General features: G+C 38.9%; 22 protein-coding genes and 1 riboswitch. Of the genes, 6 read left to right on the forward strand and 16 right to left on the reverse strand.

The window, feature by feature from the left end:
• Nucleotides 1-205 precede the first annotated feature (205 nt).
• From tatA to KQ486_RS04750, 7 genes are all read right to left on the reverse strand, one after another.
• A complete protein-coding gene (tatA, locus tag KQ486_RS04720; protein WP_186278686.1) occupies nucleotides 206-412 on the reverse strand; it encodes a twin-arginine translocase TatA/TatE family subunit in 207 nt (68 codons plus the stop codon).
• 51 nt (nucleotides 413-463) lie between these two features.
• Entirely contained in the window at nucleotides 464-2,218 is a 1,755-nt protein-coding gene (locus KQ486_RS04725; RefSeq protein WP_216686921.1) for a GMC family oxidoreductase, read from the reverse strand.
• Nucleotides 2,219-2,986, reverse strand: coding sequence for a gluconate 2-dehydrogenase subunit 3 family protein (locus KQ486_RS04730; protein WP_246065509.1), 768 nt, complete (start codon nucleotides 2,984-2,986; stop codon nucleotides 2,219-2,221).
• A gap of 543 nt (nucleotides 2,987-3,529) precedes the next feature.
• Nucleotides 3,530-3,808, reverse strand: a complete 279-nt coding sequence (locus KQ486_RS04735) for a hypothetical protein (RefSeq protein ID WP_216686922.1) — start codon at nucleotides 3,806-3,808, stop codon at nucleotides 3,530-3,532.
• Nucleotides 3,809-3,863: 55 nt separating this feature from the next.
• Nucleotides 3,864-5,135 (reverse strand): S41 family peptidase, encoded by a 1,272-nt coding sequence (locus KQ486_RS04740; RefSeq protein WP_216686923.1) that lies wholly within the window; start codon nucleotides 5,133-5,135, stop codon nucleotides 3,864-3,866.
• Between the two features lie 23 nt (nucleotides 5,136-5,158).
• A complete protein-coding gene (locus tag KQ486_RS04745) occupies nucleotides 5,159-6,202 on the reverse strand; it encodes a DUF2332 domain-containing protein (RefSeq protein WP_216686924.1) in 1,044 nt (347 codons plus the stop codon).
• Between the two features lie 61 nt (nucleotides 6,203-6,263).
• A complete protein-coding gene (locus tag KQ486_RS04750; protein ID WP_144163403.1) occupies nucleotides 6,264-6,806 on the reverse strand; it encodes a hypothetical protein in 543 nt (180 codons plus the stop codon).
• Between KQ486_RS04750 and KQ486_RS04755 the strand changes: the two genes are divergently transcribed.
• Complete coding sequence (locus KQ486_RS04755) at nucleotides 6,797-7,102, forward strand: hypothetical protein (RefSeq protein WP_144163404.1); 306 nt, start codon at nucleotides 6,797-6,799, stop codon at nucleotides 7,100-7,102. The two genes, KQ486_RS04750 and KQ486_RS04755, sit on opposite strands and share 10 nt — an antisense overlap.
• Nucleotides 7,103-7,286: 184 nt before the next feature.
• On the opposite strand, the gene metK is transcribed toward KQ486_RS04755, so the two are convergent.
• Entirely contained in the window at nucleotides 7,287-8,489 is a 1,203-nt protein-coding gene (metK, locus tag KQ486_RS04760) for a methionine adenosyltransferase (protein ID WP_216686925.1), read from the reverse strand.
• Nucleotides 8,490-8,682: 193 nt separating this feature from the next.
• Nucleotides 8,683-8,788: riboswitch (SAM riboswitch) on the reverse strand.
• Nucleotides 8,789-8,890: 102 nt separating this feature from the next.
• Nucleotides 8,891-9,454 (reverse strand): NUDIX hydrolase, encoded by a 564-nt coding sequence (locus tag KQ486_RS14545; protein WP_216686926.1) that lies wholly within the window; start codon nucleotides 9,452-9,454, stop codon nucleotides 8,891-8,893.
• 285 nt (nucleotides 9,455-9,739) lie between these two features.
• On the opposite strand from KQ486_RS14545, the gene pckA reads away from it, so the two are divergent.
• Both pckA and KQ486_RS04775 read left to right on the forward strand, forming a co-directional pair.
• On the forward strand, nucleotides 9,740-11,329 hold the full coding sequence (gene pckA / locus KQ486_RS04770) for a phosphoenolpyruvate carboxykinase (ATP) (protein WP_144163407.1): 1,590 nt from the start codon (nucleotides 9,740-9,742) through the stop codon (nucleotides 11,327-11,329).
• A 502-nt stretch (nucleotides 11,330-11,831) separates the two neighbouring features.
• A complete protein-coding gene (locus KQ486_RS04775) occupies nucleotides 11,832-12,824 on the forward strand; it encodes a TraB/GumN family protein (protein WP_144163408.1) in 993 nt (330 codons plus the stop codon).
• 591 nt (nucleotides 12,825-13,415) lie between these two features.
• Here the strand turns inward: KQ486_RS04775 and KQ486_RS04780 are convergent.
• The 5 genes from KQ486_RS04780 to KQ486_RS04800 form a co-directional block, all read right to left on the reverse strand.
• Nucleotides 13,416-13,604, reverse strand: coding sequence for a hypothetical protein (locus KQ486_RS04780; protein WP_216686927.1), 189 nt, complete (start codon nucleotides 13,602-13,604; stop codon nucleotides 13,416-13,418).
• On the reverse strand, nucleotides 13,591-14,094 hold the full coding sequence (locus KQ486_RS04785; protein ID WP_255439869.1) for a type II toxin-antitoxin system SpoIISA family toxin: 504 nt from the start codon (nucleotides 14,092-14,094) through the stop codon (nucleotides 13,591-13,593). The genes KQ486_RS04780 and KQ486_RS04785 overlap by 14 nt, the downstream gene beginning before the upstream one ends.
• A 258-nt stretch (nucleotides 14,095-14,352) precedes the next feature.
• Nucleotides 14,353-14,832: an RNA deprotection pyrophosphohydrolase gene (ytkD, locus tag KQ486_RS04790; protein WP_370512040.1), complete on the reverse strand. Its 480-nt coding sequence runs from the start codon at nucleotides 14,830-14,832 to the stop codon at nucleotides 14,353-14,355.
• 18 nt (nucleotides 14,833-14,850) lie between these two features.
• Nucleotides 14,851-15,444, reverse strand: coding sequence for a hypothetical protein (locus KQ486_RS04795; protein ID WP_216686928.1), 594 nt, complete (start codon nucleotides 15,442-15,444; stop codon nucleotides 14,851-14,853).
• A gap of 100 nt (nucleotides 15,445-15,544) precedes the next feature.
• Nucleotides 15,545-15,877 carry a hydrolase gene (locus tag KQ486_RS04800; RefSeq protein WP_216686929.1) on the reverse strand — a complete coding sequence of 111 codons (333 nt, stop codon included), beginning with the start codon at nucleotides 15,875-15,877 and terminating at the stop codon, nucleotides 15,545-15,547.
• A 205-nt stretch (nucleotides 15,878-16,082) separates the two neighbouring features.
• Between KQ486_RS04800 and KQ486_RS04805 the strand changes: the two genes are divergently transcribed.
• Genes KQ486_RS04805 through KQ486_RS04815 form a run of 3 tightly spaced genes read left to right on the forward strand, consistent with a single transcriptional unit; the run spans nucleotide 16,083 to nucleotide 18,194 of the window.
• A complete protein-coding gene (locus KQ486_RS04805) occupies nucleotides 16,083-16,616 on the forward strand; it encodes a GbsR/MarR family transcriptional regulator (protein ID WP_216686930.1) in 534 nt (177 codons plus the stop codon).
• A 13-nt stretch (nucleotides 16,617-16,629) separates the two neighbouring features.
• Nucleotides 16,630-17,307 carry a cysteine hydrolase family protein gene (locus KQ486_RS04810; RefSeq protein ID WP_216686931.1) on the forward strand — a complete coding sequence of 226 codons (678 nt, stop codon included), beginning with the start codon at nucleotides 16,630-16,632 and terminating at the stop codon, nucleotides 17,305-17,307.
• A gap of 2 nt (nucleotides 17,308-17,309) precedes the next feature.
• Nucleotides 17,310-18,194 carry a glycine betaine ABC transporter substrate-binding protein gene (locus KQ486_RS04815; protein WP_144163416.1) on the forward strand — a complete coding sequence of 295 codons (885 nt, stop codon included), beginning with the start codon at nucleotides 17,310-17,312 and terminating at the stop codon, nucleotides 18,192-18,194.
• Nucleotides 18,195-18,274: 80 nt separating this feature from the next.
• On the opposite strand, the gene KQ486_RS04820 is transcribed toward KQ486_RS04815, so the two are convergent.
• Entirely contained in the window at nucleotides 18,275-19,606 is a 1,332-nt protein-coding gene (locus KQ486_RS04820) for a D-arabinono-1,4-lactone oxidase (RefSeq protein ID WP_216687011.1), read from the reverse strand.
• Nucleotides 19,606-20,799, reverse strand: coding sequence for an amino acid deaminase/aldolase (locus KQ486_RS04825; protein ID WP_375713321.1), 1,194 nt, complete (start codon nucleotides 20,797-20,799; stop codon nucleotides 19,606-19,608). The genes KQ486_RS04820 and KQ486_RS04825 overlap by 1 nt, the downstream gene beginning before the upstream one ends.
• Nucleotides 20,800-20,961: the final 162 nt, after the last annotated feature.

Raw genomic sequence — 20,961 nt, forward strand, 5'->3', positions numbered from 1 at the left:
TGATCTGGGACCATATATCCGAAGTGAGGGCTCATATCACGTAATGGAGGGCGCATTTTCCCCTCACTTGGGTGCATATCCTATTAAAACTTCCAGATTGATTGAAAGTAATCTCCCAAAATAAGCAAACCTCGTCGGAAAGGGCGAGGTTTTTCTACAAACAAAAAAGCGCCGCATTGTGCGACGCTTTTTCCTCAAACTTCTATTATTTCTCGCTAACTTGATCCTGATGTTCATTTTTCTGATCCGTTTTTTTCGAATCATCTGACATCAGTTCAGTTGTAGATTGTTTAAATTCCTTCAATGCTTGACCGGTTGCTTTTCCAATTTCAGGTAGCTTTTTAGGTCCAAAGATAATAAGCGCTAATATAATGATGAGTATTAGGCCCGGAATTCCGATCGAACTTAACAACAGTATTCACCTCCAGAGGATTAGCCTTTTCGTTTTTATTACCGGTCCTGTTTATGCTTTATGACTCTTGGTTTTAGCTTTCGCTAATTGACCGCCTTCATCCATATACTTCTCGATCCCTTCAGCAGCACGATAAGCCAAGGCTCCAATCGTTGGTGTCGGGTGGTGGCTACCAAACTGTGGGAAAGCGGATCCACCAACTACGAATAGGTTGTCTACATCCCACATTTGTAGATAGTTGTTTACCGCAGAAGTTTCTGGATCATCTCCCATGACCACACCACCAGTATAGTGTCCACCTGCATACACATGGTCGAACTCTTCTGGTAATGCGTCTTCTTCAACAATGTCGGCGCCCATCTCTTCCATGATCTCGCGACACTTTTCTACACCGAACTTACCGATATTTCTTTCGTTTTCACCGAATTTATATGTTGCTCGTAATAACGGGTCACCATATTCATCCGTATAATTCGGATCCAGGTCCAGATAATTATGCCAATAAGACATTGCAGTTGCAGTATACCAGATATGCAAACCTCTGTAAGCATAGAATAATGAATCTTCTTTGAATTTCTTACCCCAACGTGGTGTATCGCTTGGGACAATATAGTTACTTTTGATTGCGGCGTCTCCATACTGTCTTAATTCAATTGCGCCTCCACCGATGAAATCTAAGTCGGAATGGTCGAAGTTATCTGCCGCATAATCATTGACAGCAGCACCAAGTGCACCGGCACCCATATATAAATTAAACCGTTTGTTTTTGAAAAATCCTCTTGCACCATGGAAAGCTGAATTATATTGACCATTAAAATTACGACCGATGACTCCTTTTCTCGTTTCAGGGTCATACTGCTCACCGATACCGGACAACATCAATAGACGGTTATTGGTAAATGCGAAAGCAGACAATACGACTACATCTGCTGGCTGTTCGAATTCCTCACCTGTTTCTTCATCTACATACATGACACCTGTTGCTTGTTGGTTCCCACTATCATATAAAACTCGTCTAACGTAAGCGCGCGTACGGAGTTCAAAATTATCATGCTCCAAAGCAGTCGGGACAACGGTAGCGATTGGGTCTGATTTTGCTGAGAAATCACACCCATGTCTCGTACAGAAAGAACAATACATACACGCATTCAATGTTTGTCCGTCCGGATTCGTATAATTTTGTGACATATTTCCTGCAGCAATTTGAAAAGGGTGTAAACCTAAATTGCTCGTTGCATCTTTAAATAACTTTAATGGCGGTGTCTCTTTTAATGGAGGGTTTGGCCACTCATTTTTCCGCTTCGGTGCCAACGGATCTTGCTCACCGGAGATACCGGCCATTTTCTCCCACTTATCATAGTACGGTTCCATTTCTTCATAAGTAATGCCCCAATCCTGCAGATTCATATCTTCAGGAATTTTATCTTCACCATATCTTTCAATTGTTTTACTTCTCATTTCAAAATCATAAGGCCAGTAACGATACGTAGCTCCAGCCCAGTGAACACTAGCACCTCCGACATCAAATCCGAGCTGCATTTGTTCTCTTGTTCTGATCGGGAGTGCCGTCTCGCCGATTTCGTTTCTAGAGGTAACTGTATCGCTTGATAATGGTTGCATAATTTCATAGCGACTATCGTATTTCAGTTCGTCTTTTTGACCGATGTAATCGCTTCGGTCTCTATGGTCGCCTCGTTCCAATGCAACGACATTCTTTCCCGCTTTGGCCATTTCAGCACTGATGATTCCACCAGCCCAGCCAACTCCAACAACTACAACATCGACTTTATCAAGTTTTGTTGCCATCTATAAATTACCTCCTTGGTATTCCTTCAAGCTCATCGGTTCTTTAGATAAGAACTCTTCCGCATCGATTTCATTCGCCCAGCCCATCCGAGGACCAGGATATTCAATCATTTTCCAACCTTGCATATCCTTATTTCCACCATAAACCGGATCAGAATACACACCTTCAATCGTTGTCTGACGCAAGAGTTCAAAGAATATACTTGATTGTACACCCTTCAATTTGATTTCATTCGCTTCAAACTTACGAAGGATCTCATCTTGTTGTTCGCCTTCAAGTTCAGCAAATTTACTTCCGAAATCCTTTTGACTTACCTCTTGCATTTTTCTTAATCCATGTAGGAATACTTCTCCACGATTAAGTTTCGTCTGAAGACCATATTCACCTGATTTTTGAGGTTGGAAAGGTCCCTTCATATATGTTTTGGCATTGTAACCGTAATATCCAGCCAACTGTTTATCAATAAAATATGGTACACCTAGCTTAATCGCTCCTGGACCATTTTCATCTTCTGGATAAATTCGCTCACTAGCATAAGCTAATGTTTCAAAATCCTCACGACGCTTAAAGAAAGTACGAGCATTTTGCAGTTGTTCTACTTGATCGCTATTCGCTCCTTCCTCAGCCGTATCGAACTGACCGAATAGACCACCTAGTACTAAACCACCGGCTACACCACCAGCCGCATAACCTGATTTCTTAAGAAAATCCCTCCTAGAAGCATTCTCTGGCTCTTCTGTATGGCCTTTGTTTTGATCCTTGTCCACCATAATGAACCCCCTCCACAAAGATTAATTGACTAAAATTAATATTTATTTATTTTTAAACCTATATAAGGTTTAAATCACTAACTCAAAAAGAAAGCTCCTAGGTAACTATGAATCATCACCCAGGTTTCAATTCGTTTATAAACCGGTAACAATTTAATCCTCACGTGTCTTTCTACTATGTAAGAACACCATAGTGATTTAGCTGGCTCGTCAACTAATTTAAACAGCCAAACGCCCCCAATTATTAGACAAAATTGGCAAAAAAACAAGTCTTTTCGAGCCTTTATAGGGTAGCATACCCAGAAACCAAGCTCATTAAACGAAAAAAATGGTAAAAAGTAATTAAGGATATTGGCACAAAAAAAGGATTTGTTTTACTCTCAAAACAAATCCTTTTCGGTATTGTAAATTTGCTATTTTAGATCATCTTGCTCGATTAATAAATGATCAACTTATATCTTTTATATCTCTCCAACCATAAACAAGTTCGTTTAACACTTTGCCCATTATTTCGCCCATGAGTCTCTTTTATTTCGCTTTTTAAATAGTATTGTTATACATTAAAAGCTTTAAGATTTCTGCACCTATTAATATGACTGCCAATAAAAAACATTGTGTCGCATATTTGGCATTCTTTATTCTCGCAAAATGTATCCCCTTTGTTATAAAGAATAAAATTGCCGAGAATTGGATCACTTCTGCATAAATGATAGCGTTCTGTCGGTCTAAAAGCATAAAAATTAAACTGATTACACTAACGGTTATGAATATAATATCCAGTTTAGAAAATTTTCTGCCTACAGATTTATTTACTTTCATTCGGCATCTCCTTACTATAAAATTTCAATTTTCCAATCGATTGATTTATAGTTCTTTATGTTCTTGCTAATATTTCCATCGCTTTTTCCATATCCACATCGTTATAGATATGTTCTGGTGTCCAAGGAATATAAATATCAGGCTTAATGCCTGGTTCAGCATCGAGTTCACGGTAATCTATTTGATCCATTCGGGATGTACCGTACATTAATTTAAATTGATTGTCCCAAATTATCTCCGCTAAATTTGAATAGTCATTGACCCCCATCGTTGGACGACCGATGACCTTGGTCTTTGGAGATTGTATGCATAAATAAACAAATATATCTCCTGCACTACCGCAGTAGTTGTCAGTCAAGACAATAATATTTTTTGGGAAGTCAGCACCTGTTATTTTATATGTATCTTCATCGCTTTCATTGATAGAGTTAATAAATCCTTTGCCGCGATACTTTTCCCACGTTTCTTCCTTCCAACGCTTAAGACTCTCACGATCTGCTTTCTTATCGATATTCTTCAGTTCTTTATCAATCGCTTCAATCATTAAATCTGCATTCCGTTTTGTATAGTTTACCTTCATTTTATAGAAACTGAGGTCAATTTTGTTTTTTTCGTCCGGGTACAGGTATCTCTCCAAACCTTTGAAAGCGAATGTGCTACCGCCTAGATTCGTCCTAACATCAATGATTAAATTCGATGTGGATTCTAAAGATGCTTTATGCTTATCAAGCAAATAATCAATCGTCGATGGCTCAAAAAAGTCAGATAATGTCATGAGTAACGTGTCATTTCCGATGTATTCAATGGTGTGTTTCGGTTTGTATGCTTCCTTTTCATACTTCTTTAACGTTATATTCCTTTTGTCTCCTGCATGAAAAACCTCTACGTCATGATATTTTGAAATCACCTTGCGCCAATCTTCACGTTCTGCCTTAGACTCCATCAATTCACGCTGATGCTTTTCTACTAACTCCAGCACTGGAATCTGATTAAGCGACAGAATGGAATCACCCAATTCCAATCGTTTTTCGCTGGTGACCGAGGTGACATATAACCGATCTTTATAACGCCTTACCCTGAAACCATTATCGTAGTTTTTCTGAGAATCGCTTTCAACTAGACTAAAAGATAAATGCGGATCTTGAAAATCTAATAAATATTCTTGTACGATCTCCATAAAAACATTTGCGGTTAATATCCCTTGTTTCTCCATACTGCTAATCTTAGTTTTATAAACATTCGGTTGGTCCCAACCTCGCTTGTCTGTGTATCCTGCATAGTCATGATGCATAATGGATATAATTTCTTGAAATATCTGCGTGTACATATGTTCACATCCTATAACAGAATTTATGGAGTTAAGGTGTTAGAAGTTATGTGCCAATCAAACCACCTTCCATGCCCATCTGTATCACCAATAATCTGTGTCTGGGGTTTTCCATCTATAATGGAATCGACGCGAAGTTTTCTGTCGTAAATATTATTATAAATATGAAAAACGTCCCTGTTTCTCCCTATTTCATTAACCTGATCCAACAGTTCACTTTTAGCCGCTTCAGGCATTTGATTGGCCACGTGCGTATGAAAGATGCAAACTGCTGTATGAGCAGGAACTTCTTTTATTACTTTGGGAAGTAAAGCCACACCATCTCCTTCTATCAAATTAGGTGGCGTTATCCGTAATAGTTTAACTGCATTTTCAAGGTTTTTTAGTCGTTCTTTATGTTCAGGCCAAATAAGTGCTTTTAACCATAAATATTCGTCTTCATCGGTAAGATTGGTAATGTTTAAGTCTATTCCCAGTCGATCATTGACTGGTGGGATTGATGTTAATAATTCATAAGGTATTTCACCATTACGTACCATGGATGTTAAATGAACAGTGGAATTTTGATTGCCAAAGACTTGCTCGTCCCCATAAGAATAGGAATAATGATCCCATAGCAACTGCAATCCTGCACTTGTCCCGATTTCTATGAGTGAAAGTGGTCTCTTGATCTGGTTGTATATATAACAAAACACAGGATACAGATAGGCACATCGCCGTACCTCATTTGTTTGGACTAGCTTCTTTCCTAAGATGGCCTTTATTTTATCTTTATTTTTCATGCAAAAATCTTTTAAAAAAGGAAAGGGATTATCCTCTCTACTCACCTGATCGACGATGCTAGGATAGAATTCCTTCAATTCATGTTCCTCACCTTGTAGCAACAAATAATGAACAGCGCCAAAAAGTAAGTTAGGGATCGGTTGCCCTTCTCTTGCATACATGCTTAAATCCAACAATTCATTATCTGTTGCAATTTGGTTCGATAAATTTTCATAGAGATCACTCGATCCGTGACATTCTAATGTAGCAAAGTTCTTAAATCGTTCAGCGATCCTTTGGGACATAACTTCCCCTCCATATCGTTAGCTCCATTTTTTCCCAAAACACCATTCAACTTAGCTTCCATCATTCATCTTTATTGTTTTTAGTGAAGCCAATTTTATAAAAAATCTTTCCGCTTCTCAGTAAATAAAACCCGAATACAAATTGAATCACTACCATTACGAGATTCTGAACAATGAATTGTGTTTGCTCGTTCGTACCTACACTGTTAACAGAAGATGTGAAAATGATATTGGATATAATCTGAAACGCTTTTGGAAGGGAATAGATGATTAAAACTAATCCGACCATCTTCATAAAAAGATAAAATAATGAGCCAATCTTATCTTCGTCTTTCGCAGACAAATTGTTAAAGGCTAATTCCACAACGGCTTTTCCATCTTTAAGTAGGTAAAACCCAATGATCAAAAGAATTACAGGGTACACGACTTGAAAAATTAGCGAAAAACGATAAGAACTTAAATTCTGATTCGTCATCATATCCGGTTGATTATAAATAGACATAAATTGAAAAACCACCGGAGTAATATGGACTAAGCCCCAAATAATCGTAAGAACCCCGACGATTTTCAATCCAGACTCAAAAAGAGCTTTTGGTGGAACCATTTAAAGACCCCCCTTTTCACTTGGCTTTGTTAAAGTCCGTTGTTAATGATTCAATATCGGTTTCTCCACGATTTATCAGCGGCTTCGCACAGTTTATCGGCGACTCCGCTCGATTTATCGACGGCTTCGCTCGATTTATCGACGGCTTCGCTCGATTTATCGGCGGCTCCGCACAGTTTATCGACGGCTCCGCACAGTTTATCGACGGCTCCGCACAGTTTATCGACGGCTCCGCACAGTTTATCGACGGCTTCGCTCGGTTTATCAGCGAAAAGCTTTCACCCACAGGCAATTAAAAATCAACACTAATCTTTAACAGAGCCTTTGGGCGCCATAACTTTATTTATAATCATCGTACCACAAATCTAAATATTTTGAATTATATTTTACATTACTTAAATTCAAAATGTAATCGAGTGATTTAATAAAAAAACAGCTGCTATACACTATGTATAACAACTGTTTTCAAGAATCTATGATTTAGTTATTTTCAAAGAAACGCTTTAACTCATCTACTTTATCTGTACGTTCCCATGTGAAATCTTCATCTGTTCGTCCAAAGTGTCCGAAAGCTGCTGTTTTCTTATAAATCGGCCGCTTCAGATCAAGCATTTTCGTTATACCTGCAGGGCGCAAATCAAATACTTCTGGAATAACTTCAGCCATCCGTTCTTCAGAGACAGCGCCTGTTCCAAATGTATCAACATTAATGGAAACGGGCTGTGCTACGCCAATTGCATAAGCCAATTGCACTTCACACGTTTCAGCAAGTCCCGCAGCGACGATGTTTTTCGCGACATAGCGCGCAGCATAAGCGGCTGAACGGTCAACTTTCGTCGGATCCTTACCACTGAATGCTCCTCCGCCATGACGAGCATAACCACCGTATGTATCTACGATGATTTTTCTTCCTGTCAACCCGGCATCCCCCTGAGGTCCGCCGATGACAAAGCGTCCTGTTGGATTAATGAAGATTTTTGTTTCATCATCCATTAACTCTACCGGAACGATTGGTCGTATGACGAATTCCATAATATCATTCTTGATCTGTTCCAATGTAATTTCTGGGTGATGTTGTGTAGACAAGACAATCGTATCAATACGTCCTGGTGTACCATCTTCTTTATACTCAACCGTTACTTGCGTTTTCCCGTCTGGTCGTAAATACGGAATCACTTCCGTACGTCGAACATCGGATAAACGCTTCGACAGCTTATGAGATAGTGAGATCGGTAGAGGCATTAATTCTTCCGTTTCATTCGTTGCAAAACCGAACATCAACCCTTGGTCACCTGCACCAATTGCCTCAATGTCTTCATCCGTCATTTGTCCTTCTCTTTTTTCATAAGCGACATCGACTCCAGCAGCAATATCTTCGGATTGCTCATCAATGGAAGTCAATACAGCACATGTCGCATAATCGAATCCGTATTTCGCCCGTGTATATCCGATTTCTTTCACCGTATCACGAACGATTGTTGAGATATCAACATATGAAGTCGTTGAAATCTCACCGGATACTAAGACAAGCCCTGTTGAAACCATTGTTTCACACGCCACTCGTGCATCTGGATCTTCTTTTAAAATTTCATCCAAGATGGCATCTGAGATCTGGTCACTGATTTTATCCGGATGGCCTTCTGTAACCGATTCAGATGTGAATAATCTTCGTTTCCTTTCCATATCTATTTCCTCCCAAGATTTATTACGGCACTCTCTCCTGGTCAGACGACAGCATCACTCTTCATACAGCTAGTAATCGAGTGATGTCAGAGACGTAGTTTTAATATCGATTGAAAACGAACGTCTTCAATCCAACAAAAAAACCTCTCCCCTTTATCCATGACAAAAGGGAAAGGTGATTATCCGCCTTCCGCTCTTATCGTCCAAGGGACACCTTGCATCAGGTTAGCACCTGTCACAGCTTGTGATGGTTGCCGAGCTTCATCGGGCCTGTTCCCTCCGCTTTCTCTGGATAAGAGTTATTCCGTTTCTGCATTATCATATCGCTAAATAAGGGAACTTGTCAATTTATATTGTCAATGATTAACTAATTCGACTTTACTGAAAACGTGAACGTCCATCTACTGGTGCAGCGCTTGAATCTGCTTAATCGCACGAGCCATTGATTGGTCCGGAATTTCTGAAACATGTACCCACCTGACATCGTGATCTTCATCATTTTGACCGATTTCTGTCTCATCTGTCACGAAAAGATAACGGAAATCATAATGAAAATGACCTGGTTCGCCTTTTTGTTTATTCGTAGGGATGTAATGAATATTGACATCAAAAGGATACAGCTGTTCTTTATGTACTGAATGAAGACGCACATCGATGCCTGTTTCTTCCTTCACTTCACGAATGGCTGCTTCCTCTGGTGTTTCTCCTGGATCCACATGGCCACCTGGTTGTAACCATCTTTCCAACGATTTGTGCAACAGCATCAAAATATGATCCGGCTTATTCGGATGAAGCACAAATCCGCTACCGGTAATATGTCCCGGTGACACGCTTCGGTCGAATAATTCTTCGCGGTCTTTAGTGAAGGAAATAAGCGGTATGAGGTTCTCTGCCTCTTCAGGAAATTGGAGCATATACGTTTGGAACTGTCTCAACGTTTCTTCTTTATTTGTTTTCGTTTCCATTGAAATAACCTACCTTTCAACAAAATCAGCTTGTGAACTTCTTAATAAAAGCATAACATGTTTACGTAAAATACGATATTTCATGAATAAACGACAGATTTAGAGTATGAAAGATAAAACAATCCATCAAATTTTAATAAAAGGTTGGTAAAGTACCTCTGAATGTTGTTATAATTTAGTCACAATTATTTTCACCATTAGTATGGATTAATATATCTAATGTGTTATACTAATAACCAGATTGAAACAGCACACTTTAACTTAAACGTAAAGGATGATGAATGAATGAGCACAAATACACTTGATTCGCTCGTCTCTCGCTTAACCGATTTAGACGTGAATCATCAAAATCTTTCAGTTGCTGAACTTGTTGAAAAAGTATTGAGCCGTGAGGAAGGCGTCCTGTCTTCTACCGGAGCCATTCGCGCAACAACTGGAACATATACAGGAAGATCACCGAAAGATAAATTTATCGTAAAAGATGAAGAATCCCAAGATCATGTTGAATGGGGAAGTGTCAACCAACCAATCAGCGAAGAAAAGTTCGAAAATCTATTTCATAAAGTTATCGATTACTTGGAAACTCAGAATGAATTATTTACTTTCAAAGGCTTCGCCGGTGCGGATGAAAAATACCGCCTGCCGATCCAAGTCATTACACAATTTGCTTGGCATAACCTATTTGCCAATCGTCTATTTATCCGTCCTTCAAAAGAAGAGCTAGAAAATCATCAGGCTGGATTTACAGTCGTTTCTGCTCCACATTTCAAAGCTGACCCTGAAGTAGACGGTACAAATTCTGAAACATTTATTATTGTTTCATTTAAGCACCGAATCGTTTTAATTGGCGGAACAGAATATGCTGGAGAAATTAAAAAATCCATTTTCTCTGTCATGAACTATATGCTACCGACTAAAAATGAAGTGCTTCCAATGCACTGTTCAGCGAACGTCGGCGCAGAAGGTGATGTTGCTTTATTTTTCGGACTTTCCGGAACAGGGAAAACAACTTTATCCGCCGACCCGAGCAGAAGCTTAATCGGTGATGACGAACACGCATGGAGCCAAAACGGTGTATTCAATATCGAAGGCGGATGCTATGCAAAAACCGTGAATCTATCTGCTGAAAAAGAACCACAAATCTTTAATGCCATTCGTTTTGGTTCTGTTTTGGAAAACGTTATTTTGGACGAAAACCGTGAAGCAGACTATGATGACACGAGCTTAACAGAAAACACGCGTGCCGCTTACTCAATTGATAATATTGATAATATCGTCCGTCCAAGTCGTGCCGGACATCCGAATACAATTATCTTTTTGACTGCTGATGCTTCAGGCGTATTGCCTCCAATCAGTAAGCTATCAAAAGAACAAGCAATGTACCATTTCTTAAGTGGTTATACGAGTAAACTAGCTGGAACTGAGCGTGGTGTCACAGAGCCACAAGCGACATTCTCTGCTTGCTTCGGTTCACCATTCTTGCCATTACCAGCTGCAGAATACGCAAAAATGCTCGGTGAAAAAATTGATGAGCACAACTCAGAAGTATTCCTAGTGAACACAGGCTGGACAGGTGGCCCATATGGCGAAGGCTCACGTATGAAACTTGGTTATACACGTGCCATGGTTCAAGCAGCTTTGGAAGGCGATCTGAAAAATGTTGAAACCGTACAAGACGATTTCTTTGGTCTTCACATTCCGACCGAGTGCCCTGGTGTACCAACAGAAGTTCTTCACCCAAAGAAAACATGGGCTGACAAAGATCGTTACGACCAGCAAGCACAAGACTTAGCGAAGAAATTCCATGAAAACTTCAAACAGTTCGATCATGTAACAAAAGATATCGCTGAAGCAGGACCAACGTTTAGAGGATAATTGAATAAAAAGTGGTAAGGACCGGGTGATCCCGGTCCTTTTTTTGTTGGTCATTGTAAGCTGCGGATAATATATGCGCCCATTCTGAAATAATATGGTTCCATCTCACACGGTTATGCGCCCGGGAGCAAAGGATATGCGACCCGCATACGAATTTATGGACCCAAAGTTGCGACTTATGTGCCCAATCTCGAAATAAATGAGCCCAACCGTAATTAGCGCGTGCTATTCACCCACCAAGATTAACTCAACCAAATATATGTGCCCATCTTGAAAAAATATGCGTCCATTCCATACGGATATGCGCCCACGAACATAGGATATGCGACCCGCATACAAATTTATGGACCCAAAGTTGAAATTTATGTGCCCGGTCTCAAAATATATGGGCCTAACATGTCGGATGTAGCTTTACTAATCCTGTGTTGTGAAATATACGCAAGGAAAATAATTGTATATAGATTAATTTTTGGTACACTTTTTAATAGGGGGAGGAAAGTACATGAGAAAGATGGTTTATTTATTAGTAGGGGTATTGATTTTACTTGTTGGTTGCCAGGAAGAAGCACAAGATCACGATGAGGACGTAAATGAACAAGAAGAAAAAAAGACAAAAAGTATTGATGAAACGGAGATAAATGAAGAGGATATAATAAGTGTAGAAGATTTTGATTTACCTGATCGGACAAAAGGCTTTTTTTGGACAGGAACAGATGGCAAAAATCAATTTCACTTTTTAGGAACTATGCATATAGGCACAGAGGATATGTATCCATTTGAAGAAGATATCGAATCAGCACTTGAAAACTCAGACTTTCTTCTAGTTGAAAAGCATTTCTCTGAGGATGAACAAGATCTAACCCAAGAATATTTCTATTACCCAAATGGAGAAACATTAGAAGATCATATGCCAGAAGAATTAGTTGATTCAATTAGGGATTATTCAACAAAGATTAAAGCGAGATTTGGACAATTGAATAGCATGAAGCCATACGCGCTCTCTAAAAGAATTATAAACTATGAAATAGGAAAAAAAGGTCTTACTAGCGACTATAGCGTGGAAGAATATTTGACAAAAACAAAACCAAAAAACACGGAAATTATCGGCCTTGAAGGTCGGGAACGTTACGAATTGATTCATAATCAGCCAGATGATTACTATGCTTACATGCTCGAACAGACTATTGATAATATGGATAAGCAAATCAATGAAGGGATAAAGAGCTTTGCTGGTTACCGACTTGGTGATGAATCAATGTTAACCGATATTAAACGTACTGTAGATTCCAACTCTGAAAATCAGAAATACGAACAGATGTATATCGATAATATGATGGTCAAAAGAGATCAAATGATGGCCGATCGAATCGCCGAGATCTCAAATGAATATTCCGGCAAAAATTTCTTTGTTGCAGTAGGAACCGCTCACTTTTTTAATGAAGGAAATGTGCTCGAGTTATTGAAGGACAAAGGATTTGAGATAGAGAGAAACTAAATAACTTTTTCACCTGTAGAACTAGCCGCTTGTATTTTAGATGAAACAGGTTGTGAATGGAAATTAAGTACATGATTAATGTATTCCAACCTGAAGGGTTTTAGATCTTTAAGCGAACTTTTTGTATCTAATTTTGACAAAAGTGAAAAATACTTTGTGACAATACACTTTGATAGTAAATCAGTAGCCTTAATTTATATTTCATGAAATGTTTCAATAGTATTCTGTTTTATACTATAACCCTGTTATAAGCAAGTTTATTTTGCAAATAATTCCTACTTTCGGTATTCGGATATTCTTCGATGGAACAGATTTACTATTTCTTCAACTGGATGTCCCTCTTCAATAATGCTTTCTAAGATTTCTTCAGCAATTAAGTAGGGGTCTTGCATTTGAATATTCTTATTAAAAGAATTAATAATGGCTCGGTTGGTCTCCCTAAGATTTTCTTTCTTTATTTGACATTGGCACTATAGCCAATGGTAGGTTGAGACGTTTTCTTTTCGGTTCCCGATTCACAATATCACCTCGGTTATCACTGTTTAATATAAGTTATGTGATATGTAGAAAAAATATAAAAGAAAGTGTCCATTATCGGACACTTTCTTTTTGTTTGGCTCTACGATTAGCCATTATTCTTCTGTTTTCTTCCCTTAAACGCTTTTGTCTGTTGTTCAAGCCAACACGAGCGAGTGGTATACCTGCACGTTTTTTGGTTTGCTTACTTTGTTGTTCAGTGCTTTTTACAACCGTATTTACAGACTCTTTACTCCGTGCCATCTAAAACACCGCCTTCGTTATTTTCTGGTTCTTCCACGACCAAAACATAGGCTACTAAGAGTATGTTTATAATATTTCCATCAATTCTTTCTACCTCTGAATTACTAATGATTGATTTTACTTCCGCGACATATTTTTCATTTAACACAGTGATGGGAATACACATTTTTGTGTCATTTACCGAAAAATACGTCTCATAATTCCTTAGTGAACGTTTCACTCTTGCTTTTGATTGGTTAATGCGTTTTAAGTAGTTTTCTTGGTCCTTTTCTGCTTCATACGAAAAAATTTGTACATTCAATCCTTCTTCATTTCCGTATTCATCTAAAAAGCGTTCCAATTCACTAAAGTATTGTTCTCTACTTATAGTATACCGCGTAAATTCGAAAGTGTTCAAGAGATTCTTCATGCTTTCAATTTTACGACTAGTAGAATCCAAATATTTTTCTGCCTGTTCAATTTGTTCGAAGCTCCTCAGTTCATTAACCAAAGAAGTACGGAGAATATCTCAGAAATCGAGCCACAATAATTAACCGACCAAAATATATGCGCCCATTCTGAAAAAATATGCGTCCATCTCACACGGATATACGCCCAGGAGCAAAGGATATGCGACCCGCATACGAATTTATGGACCCAAAGTTGAAACTTATATGCCCAAACTCAAAATATATGAGCCCAACCGAGATTAGCACGAGCTATTCACCACCAAAAAAACACAAGCGCCACTAAGCGCTTGTGTTCCTTCTTACATTAAATCTCTTTTTTCAATTTCTTTTAAAGATAATGGCAAAATTTCATCTCGCATCATAAAGCTAAACTGCTTGTTCTTTTTTACATTATCCGGTAGTCGGTCCAATAGTACAGGTCCATCTGTCTCAAAATAATGGACTTGTTCTGTCATTTCATCGACATGGGCGAAGTACACATTTTTAATAATGTAGTCGCTTTTTCCGTCGACGTAGTATTGGCCGATGAACTCTAAGTGGTTCACAACTCCACCGGTTTCTTCAAATACTTCGCGGATCGCAGCTTCGGGTGCATTCTCCCCTGGCTCGACTTTGCCTCCGGGAAATTCCATTCCTCGGTCACCATGTTTCGTCAAAAGCCATTGGTCACCATACCGGGTAATCACCCAGACATGCTGCGGATTTTCCGAGAAAGCTTGTTCACGAATGGCGAATTTAACTTCATTGTTGTAATAATCTCTAAAAGTATTCAATTGCATACGTTCCTTTACAGCAAATTAACCTTGATAGTTAACGCTCATTATACGTGGTTTCTGATCTTCATTCAAATCAATCTCGATTTCAATCGTATAGTTTCCATGAAGTTCATTCCCAGTTTCTTGTGTGACAACATACGTTCCTGCTTCTGTTTGTTGCACGTTATAATCTTCTCCCGCTTCAAACCACGGCGGTGTAGAAGTTGGGATGACTTTCAACTCGCCGTCCCTGATTTCGTAATATACATCTACGAATTCATCAACGACTTCTTCTGAAGCAAAGCCATAGAAGCTTTCTTTAAATTCGTCCATTGTTTCATATGCTTTCACGTTGTAGTACTGATCTGTATCTTGAACCAAATGATCCATGAATTGATCCGTCACACTGACGATTTGTTCATGAGTCAATGGTTGTTCTGTATGTTCTTCTTTCTCTTCTTGCGTTTCCCCCATCACAACCATCTCATTTTTTTGTTGAAGTTGTGATTGGTGGTTTTGTTGTTCATCATAGCTTACTTCCAAATTTCCTTCAGCATTCGCAGCGAAAGAGATTGGCAAAGCAAGAATGACAATCAACGAAAGTAAGATGTTTTTGAAATTCATTCGATGTCTCATTGTCTAAACCACCTTCCGTATTGTCTACTACATTTATACCTTTTTTTAGAAAATGCTAAACCTCAAAATGAAAAGAATACGGAAGATTTTAGGAATGATTTTAAAAATCATCTGAGTCCATCAGTGATTCGAAAAACGGGAATTGGCTAATATGCTCTTTCGCCTCCTCATCGCCTAGTTGATAGATCATTTTATATGCCCGAAGCAGTTCATGATCAACAGCATCGTTATCCTCGTCGTTGTGATACTCCTTGAACGGCACATGCGCTCGCCAGTACGTTCCATAGTCCGCATGATCTTTGTCTTCAAAACACTTGCGCAACGCTTTGACCTCTTCTGGATTTGCATAGACCGTAAACTGCGCATTATTACCTGCCTTCAACTCTGAAATTTCTCCCGTTTCTACATTGACATAAAATCTCCGCTTGTCCATTTGCATCATCCTCCTACCTCTAGTGTGAACAGGATGATGAAAATGTATTTATAGAATTTTTTACTTATAAAATGTATATATGCATGGACATTCATGGATATGACTACTTTTTTAAAAATTTTATTTGACTTTTTATTTATTTTATATAATATATATTATATAAATTAAATTAATTGTACGAATTAATAAAAGGTGGTGTATTTTATTGGCAAATGACCAGGAGAAGTTACAGGAATCCCAGGATCTAATGGTGAGCGCCATTGCCCAGTCTATGGTTGTCTATGGCGTCACACCATCAGTCGGTCGTATCTACGGAGTGTTATATTTTTCCGACGAACCACTTACTTTGGACCAGATCACAGAGCAAGTGGCGATGAGTAAAGCGAGCGTCAGTAATGGGATCCGTGAATTAATTGATACTGAAATGGTCACGAAAGTTTGGAAAAAAGGCGAACGAAAAGATCACTTCATTGCTGAAAAAGACTTTATGAAAAACTTTTTGAACTACTTTGTAAAGATGATTCGCTTAGAACGAAGTATCATTACAAAAGCCGTTGAACAAGCTGAACTGGCCATAAAAGAAGTTGCGACAGAATCCAAAGAGGAATCCATTAAACAGGATGCCAACAGAGACCTTGAATTAATTGCCGATACAAAGGATTACTTGGACTGGATGATGCGTTTAGCGAACCACTTTGAGTCCAGAGAAATATTTGAACGAATACCAAAAAAGAAATAAAGGAGATTTTTATATGCAAAACAACAAGACAGCACTTGTGCTCATTGACTTACAAAAAGAATCTGATTTTGGACTAATTAATATGGATAGCGTCGTTACACATACACAAAAAATCGTTGAGGTAGCACGCGAGAAACAAATGCCGATTATTTATACACGTCACATCAATCGTCAGGATGGTATTGGACTTTCATCAGGCGAGCCATTAAATGAAGATGGAACTCCTTATTTTTATGATTCAGGAACTGAAAATATCGAAATCTGGGACGAAATTGCTCCTCAAAAAGAAGATATCGTCATAGATAAATATCGTTGGAGTGCTTTTTTTGAAACTGAATTGGATTTATTGCTGAAAAGCATGGGCGTAACCGACCTAATCGTCGGAGGTGTCGTCACTGATGGTTGTGTTATGACATCTGTCTATGACGCCTATTTCAGAGATTATAATGTTCATCTTATTGAAGAGATGTGTACAGCTTCCAATGAAGGGTCCCATCAAGCCGCTATATTAAATATGGCAAATTGGGTCTATAACCTAAAAATCTACAACACAGATAATATGTTAAAAAAGATACAAGGTGAAAAGCACCACTATTGGGCATCGGATAAAGTCGATTCCAAGCAATTTACCGCAGAAACATTGAAAGAACAGATAGAGAATATTCAACAGATAGCGAAGGGAGAATTTTAATTATGAAAAGAGTCATCATAATGATGGCCATGGCAGCTGTATTGATTCTTGCTGCTTGTGGTTCTGACAATGGGGAATCTGAGGAAGGTACAAACACAGAAGAAGAAAAAGGTGAAATTGTATTCGGTCAAACTTCTTGGACAAGTACTGAAGCACCGACACAAATTGCGAAACAAATTCTTGAAGAAGCTGGATACGATGTTAAAGTAACACTTCTTGATCAACCGGTTATTTGGGAAGGCATGGTTTCTGAAGAAGTAGATTTCTTTATGGACGCATGGCTTCCATACACAGAAGAAGCTCTGTGGAATGATTATAAAGATGAGCTACAAAAAGTTGCGACAAGCTACGAAAACGTGCCACTCGGCTGGGTCGTTCCTGAATATGTAGAAGAAGAATCAATTGCAGACCTTGAAGGTAAAGGAGAAAAATTTGACGGAGAAGTCGTCACGATCGGTGAAGGTGCCGGTATCGTTGAACTATCCAAAAAAGTTTTTGCCGATCCTGAATACAACTTAGACGGTTTTGAATTGACACCATCCAGTGAAGCTGCCATGCTACAAGTCATGGAGAATAAACTAGCCGAAGAAGAGCCATTCATCATTACCGGCTGGAGACCGCATTCTATGTTCTCCCGTAATGACTTGAAGTTTTTAGAAGATACACAGGAACACTTTAAATACGACAATGTCTATGTCCTTTCTTACAAAGGTATCGAAGAAAAATATCCAGAGGCTTACGACATCCTTTCTCAATGGAGCATCGAAGTTGACGACCTAGAAGATATGATGGCTGAGTATGAAAAAAATGACGTACCATTTGAAGAATCCGCAGCCAATTGGATTGAAGAAAATAGAGACACTGTTGATGAGTGGTTAGGTAAATAAACATGCATGAACCCTGGAACTGATTTAGTTTCCAGGGTTCATTATTATTTCTATCGTATGTTAAATCAATTTCTTTCAATTCATCCCACCGGTTCTTTTTCAACTCGAGCTTTCCCGAGTTTTTCTTCCAGGTATTCATTCATAAACATTCCATTAGGATCAAGCTTTTCACGAATGGTGAGAAAGTCCGAAAGCTTTGGATAAAGATTTTGTAAATCCTTTTGATTCAAATTGTGCATTTTCGCCCAATGTGGTCTTCCTTCGTATTTTCGCATAATGGCTTCCATATCACGGAAGTAGGATTCATATGGCATTCCTTTAAACATATGAAAAGCAATATATGCGGATTCTCTTTCGTAAGACGGACTAAGCCAAATGTCATCGGCATTCACGACTCTACACTCAATCGGAAAATGAACTTCATGATTTTTCTCTTCGATGCATGAACGGACTTCATCTAGCGCAAGTTTTAAATAGTGAAGCGGGATGCAGTATTCAATTTCAGTAAATTTCACAAGCCGTGGTGTCGCAAATAATTGATGGCTATTTGCTGTAATGTTCGTTTCACTGATACCTTTTGCTAAAAACTTACTGATCATTCGGCTTCGTTTTGGAAACCATTTGCACCCTGTCGACAGAACATATAATAAATAATTCTCCATCACAAGGTCTTTGCAATGATGAAAAAATAATCGTTGGGGTTTGTTTTTTGAAACATTCATCCGTTTCACTTGTACAAGGTCGGAATAAGGAAAGATATAAAATTCAAAATGACGATTGTTCTTAATATAGTCATCAAGCTTCTCTACAAAAAGCGGGTAATTAATTTTCTCACATCGATATTCATAGACAGGGCATTCAACAACCTTCAGTTTTACTTTCACAATAATTCCAAATGTGCCCAAAGATATAAGAGATGCTTTAAAATAATCCGCATTCTCTTCTTCTGAAACCGTTAAAAGTTCACCCTTTGCTGTCACAAACGTTAACGCTTCAACTTGTGTCGGTATATTCCCGAACGACAGGCCTGTTCCATGGGTTCCTGTTGAAATTGCTCCTGCAATCGATTGAACATTAATGTCGCCTAAGTTTTCTTGAGCATAGCCTAATCGGTCCAGTTCTTTACCTAATTGATATAAACGAGTTCCACCAAATACCGTTACCGTGTCATTTGCTTCATCCACCTGCTCAATCCCCGTCAATTGATCGAGCGACACGAGCCATTGCTCTGTTCCGACCAAGTTCGTAAATGAATGGCCAGCACCAATCACACGAATTTTCTTTCCTTGGTTGGCCGCTTCTTTCACAATGGTAACGACTTCATCTACCGAGGACGGATAAAACGTCGACTCCGGCTGGCCCTCATGCGTTTCTGCCCAGTTTTTCCACTTCTTCCCCTGCGCTCTTTTAATTAAAGAAAACATTGGCCATCCCCCCGGTACGTAGAATAACGATCAACAATCCGTTTATCCTCTACACAAATTATCTCTTGAAAGCGCTCACAAATTTCACCAGCTTTTGCAGCCCTAAAAATAATCGGATCGCCAATATTTAGGGAAACATCTTCATAATGAATTGGCGTCTGTACTTCGCCCGCACCCTCAAATGGCAGCAACTTTCCCCCTGGTGGATAAATCGGTTGCGGCATTTTATCTTTACCATGTGGACCTGATGCAATAAAGCCACCACTCGTACATGTATATATATTTGGTGCCGGTTTTCTGACGACTGGTAATGCATAAAATAGCGCTGGTTTATATTGAAAATCTTGGTAATAATCAAATAATAACGGCGCATAAAATCCAGATCCAGCTGCAATTTCTGTGACACTGTCATCCAGTGCTGTTGAATCGATACTTCCCGTGCCACCACCATTTACGATCGACAGGTCAAATCCTTCCTCGGCTAGCGCTTGAACAACCTGCTTTCTCCGCGTATGAATTTCATTGATTGAACGTTCTTTTAAAAACGAAACGACTTGATTTTTGATACGGTTGGCAGGCATCCGGTCAGTGACACCCGCAATCTGCGCTTCATATCCCATTACACCATGAAGTTTCAAACCTGAATATGTTTTGATCTTTCGTGCTAAACGGACCGCTTCACGTACGGAGTTGATCGGCGAACGTCTCACACCAAAATGAAGACTACCAAATGTCGTACTCATATCGATATCCATACATAAGTAAAAAAATCCTTCAGCTTTTTCACTAATGCGGTGTAAATATTCTACCTGTTCTTCAGCATCCACCATACACGTAATTTGATGACCACTAGCATTCAATTTTGCAATCTTCGTCAGTGCCTGTTCATTCCAACACGGATAGCCGATCATGATGTCATCAAATCCCGCTTCAGTAAGATAAACAGCTTCATCAGGGCTATAGCATAATAACCCTTGAAACACAGAACTCGAATCTAAAATCCGCTGTAAAACCGGGATCGACCGAATCGATTTTGTAGCGATCCGGATCGTTTTCCCCTGAGCTTTACTAGCGATCATTTCACAGTTTTCATCAAATGCATTTACATTCAGGAAAAGAGCCGGAAGCGATAAACCCTCTGGCAATACGTTTGAATCCAATACCATCACCTCTTCTTTCATCATAAAACAAAGTGACTGTTTATTGAAGTATTATTTTAAATATTCTGCAAATAAAAATCGAGTTAACCATACCTTTTACTCAACAATCGTGTCTGCTCAGATAAAAGCTTATATTCAATTGACAGCAACTTTAAAGCATGATAATTTATCTTTAATTAAATA

Source organism: Allobacillus halotolerans (assembly GCF_018967645.1).
GTDB lineage: Bacteria > Bacillota > Bacilli > Bacillales > Alkalibacillaceae > Allobacillus > Allobacillus halotolerans.

Bases quoted from the DNA above. Each gene is read 5' to 3' on its own strand.
- KQ486_RS04750 (WP_144163403.1), bottom strand. From the start codon at position 6,806: ATGGTTCCACCAAAAGCTCTTTTTGAGTCTGGATTGAAAATCGTCGGG.
- KQ486_RS04725 (WP_216686921.1), bottom strand. From the start codon at position 2,218: ATGGCAACAAAACTTGATAAAGTCGATGTTGTAGTTGTTGGAGTTGGC.
- KQ486_RS04815 (WP_144163416.1), top strand. From the start codon at position 17,310: ATGAAAAGAGTCATCATAATGATGGCCATGGCAGCTGTATTGATTCTT.
- KQ486_RS04775 (WP_144163408.1), top strand. From the start codon at position 11,832: ATGAGAAAGATGGTTTATTTATTAGTAGGGGTATTGATTTTACTTGTT.
- pckA (WP_144163407.1), top strand. From the start codon at position 9,740: ATGAGCACAAATACACTTGATTCGCTCGTCTCTCGCTTAACCGATTTA.
- ytkD (WP_370512040.1), bottom strand. From the start codon at position 14,832: ATGCAATTGAATACTTTTAGAGATTATTACAACAATGAAGTTAAATTC.
- KQ486_RS04825 (WP_375713321.1), bottom strand. From the start codon at position 20,799: ATGAAAGAAGAGGTGATGGTATTGGATTCAAACGTATTGCCAGAGGGT.
- KQ486_RS04810 (WP_216686931.1), top strand. From the start codon at position 16,630: ATGCAAAACAACAAGACAGCACTTGTGCTCATTGACTTACAAAAAGAA.
- metK (WP_216686925.1), bottom strand. From the start codon at position 8,489: ATGGAAAGGAAACGAAGATTATTCACATCTGAATCGGTTACAGAAGGC.
- KQ486_RS04735 (WP_216686922.1), bottom strand. From the start codon at position 3,808: ATGAAAGTAAATAAATCTGTAGGCAGAAAATTTTCTAAACTGGATATT.
- KQ486_RS04795 (WP_216686928.1), bottom strand. From the start codon at position 15,444: ATGAGACATCGAATGAATTTCAAAAACATCTTACTTTCGTTGATTGTC.
- KQ486_RS14545 (WP_216686926.1), bottom strand. From the start codon at position 9,454: ATGGAAACGAAAACAAATAAAGAAGAAACGTTGAGACAGTTCCAAACG.
- KQ486_RS04780 (WP_216686927.1), bottom strand. From the start codon at position 13,604: ATGGCACGGAGTAAAGAGTCTGTAAATACGGTTGTAAAAAGCACTGAA.
- KQ486_RS04800 (WP_216686929.1), bottom strand. From the start codon at position 15,877: ATGGACAAGCGGAGATTTTATGTCAATGTAGAAACGGGAGAAATTTCA.
- KQ486_RS04740 (WP_216686923.1), bottom strand. From the start codon at position 5,135: ATGTACACGCAGATATTTCAAGAAATTATATCCATTATGCATCATGAC.
- KQ486_RS04745 (WP_216686924.1), bottom strand. From the start codon at position 6,202: ATGTCCCAAAGGATCGCTGAACGATTTAAGAACTTTGCTACATTAGAA.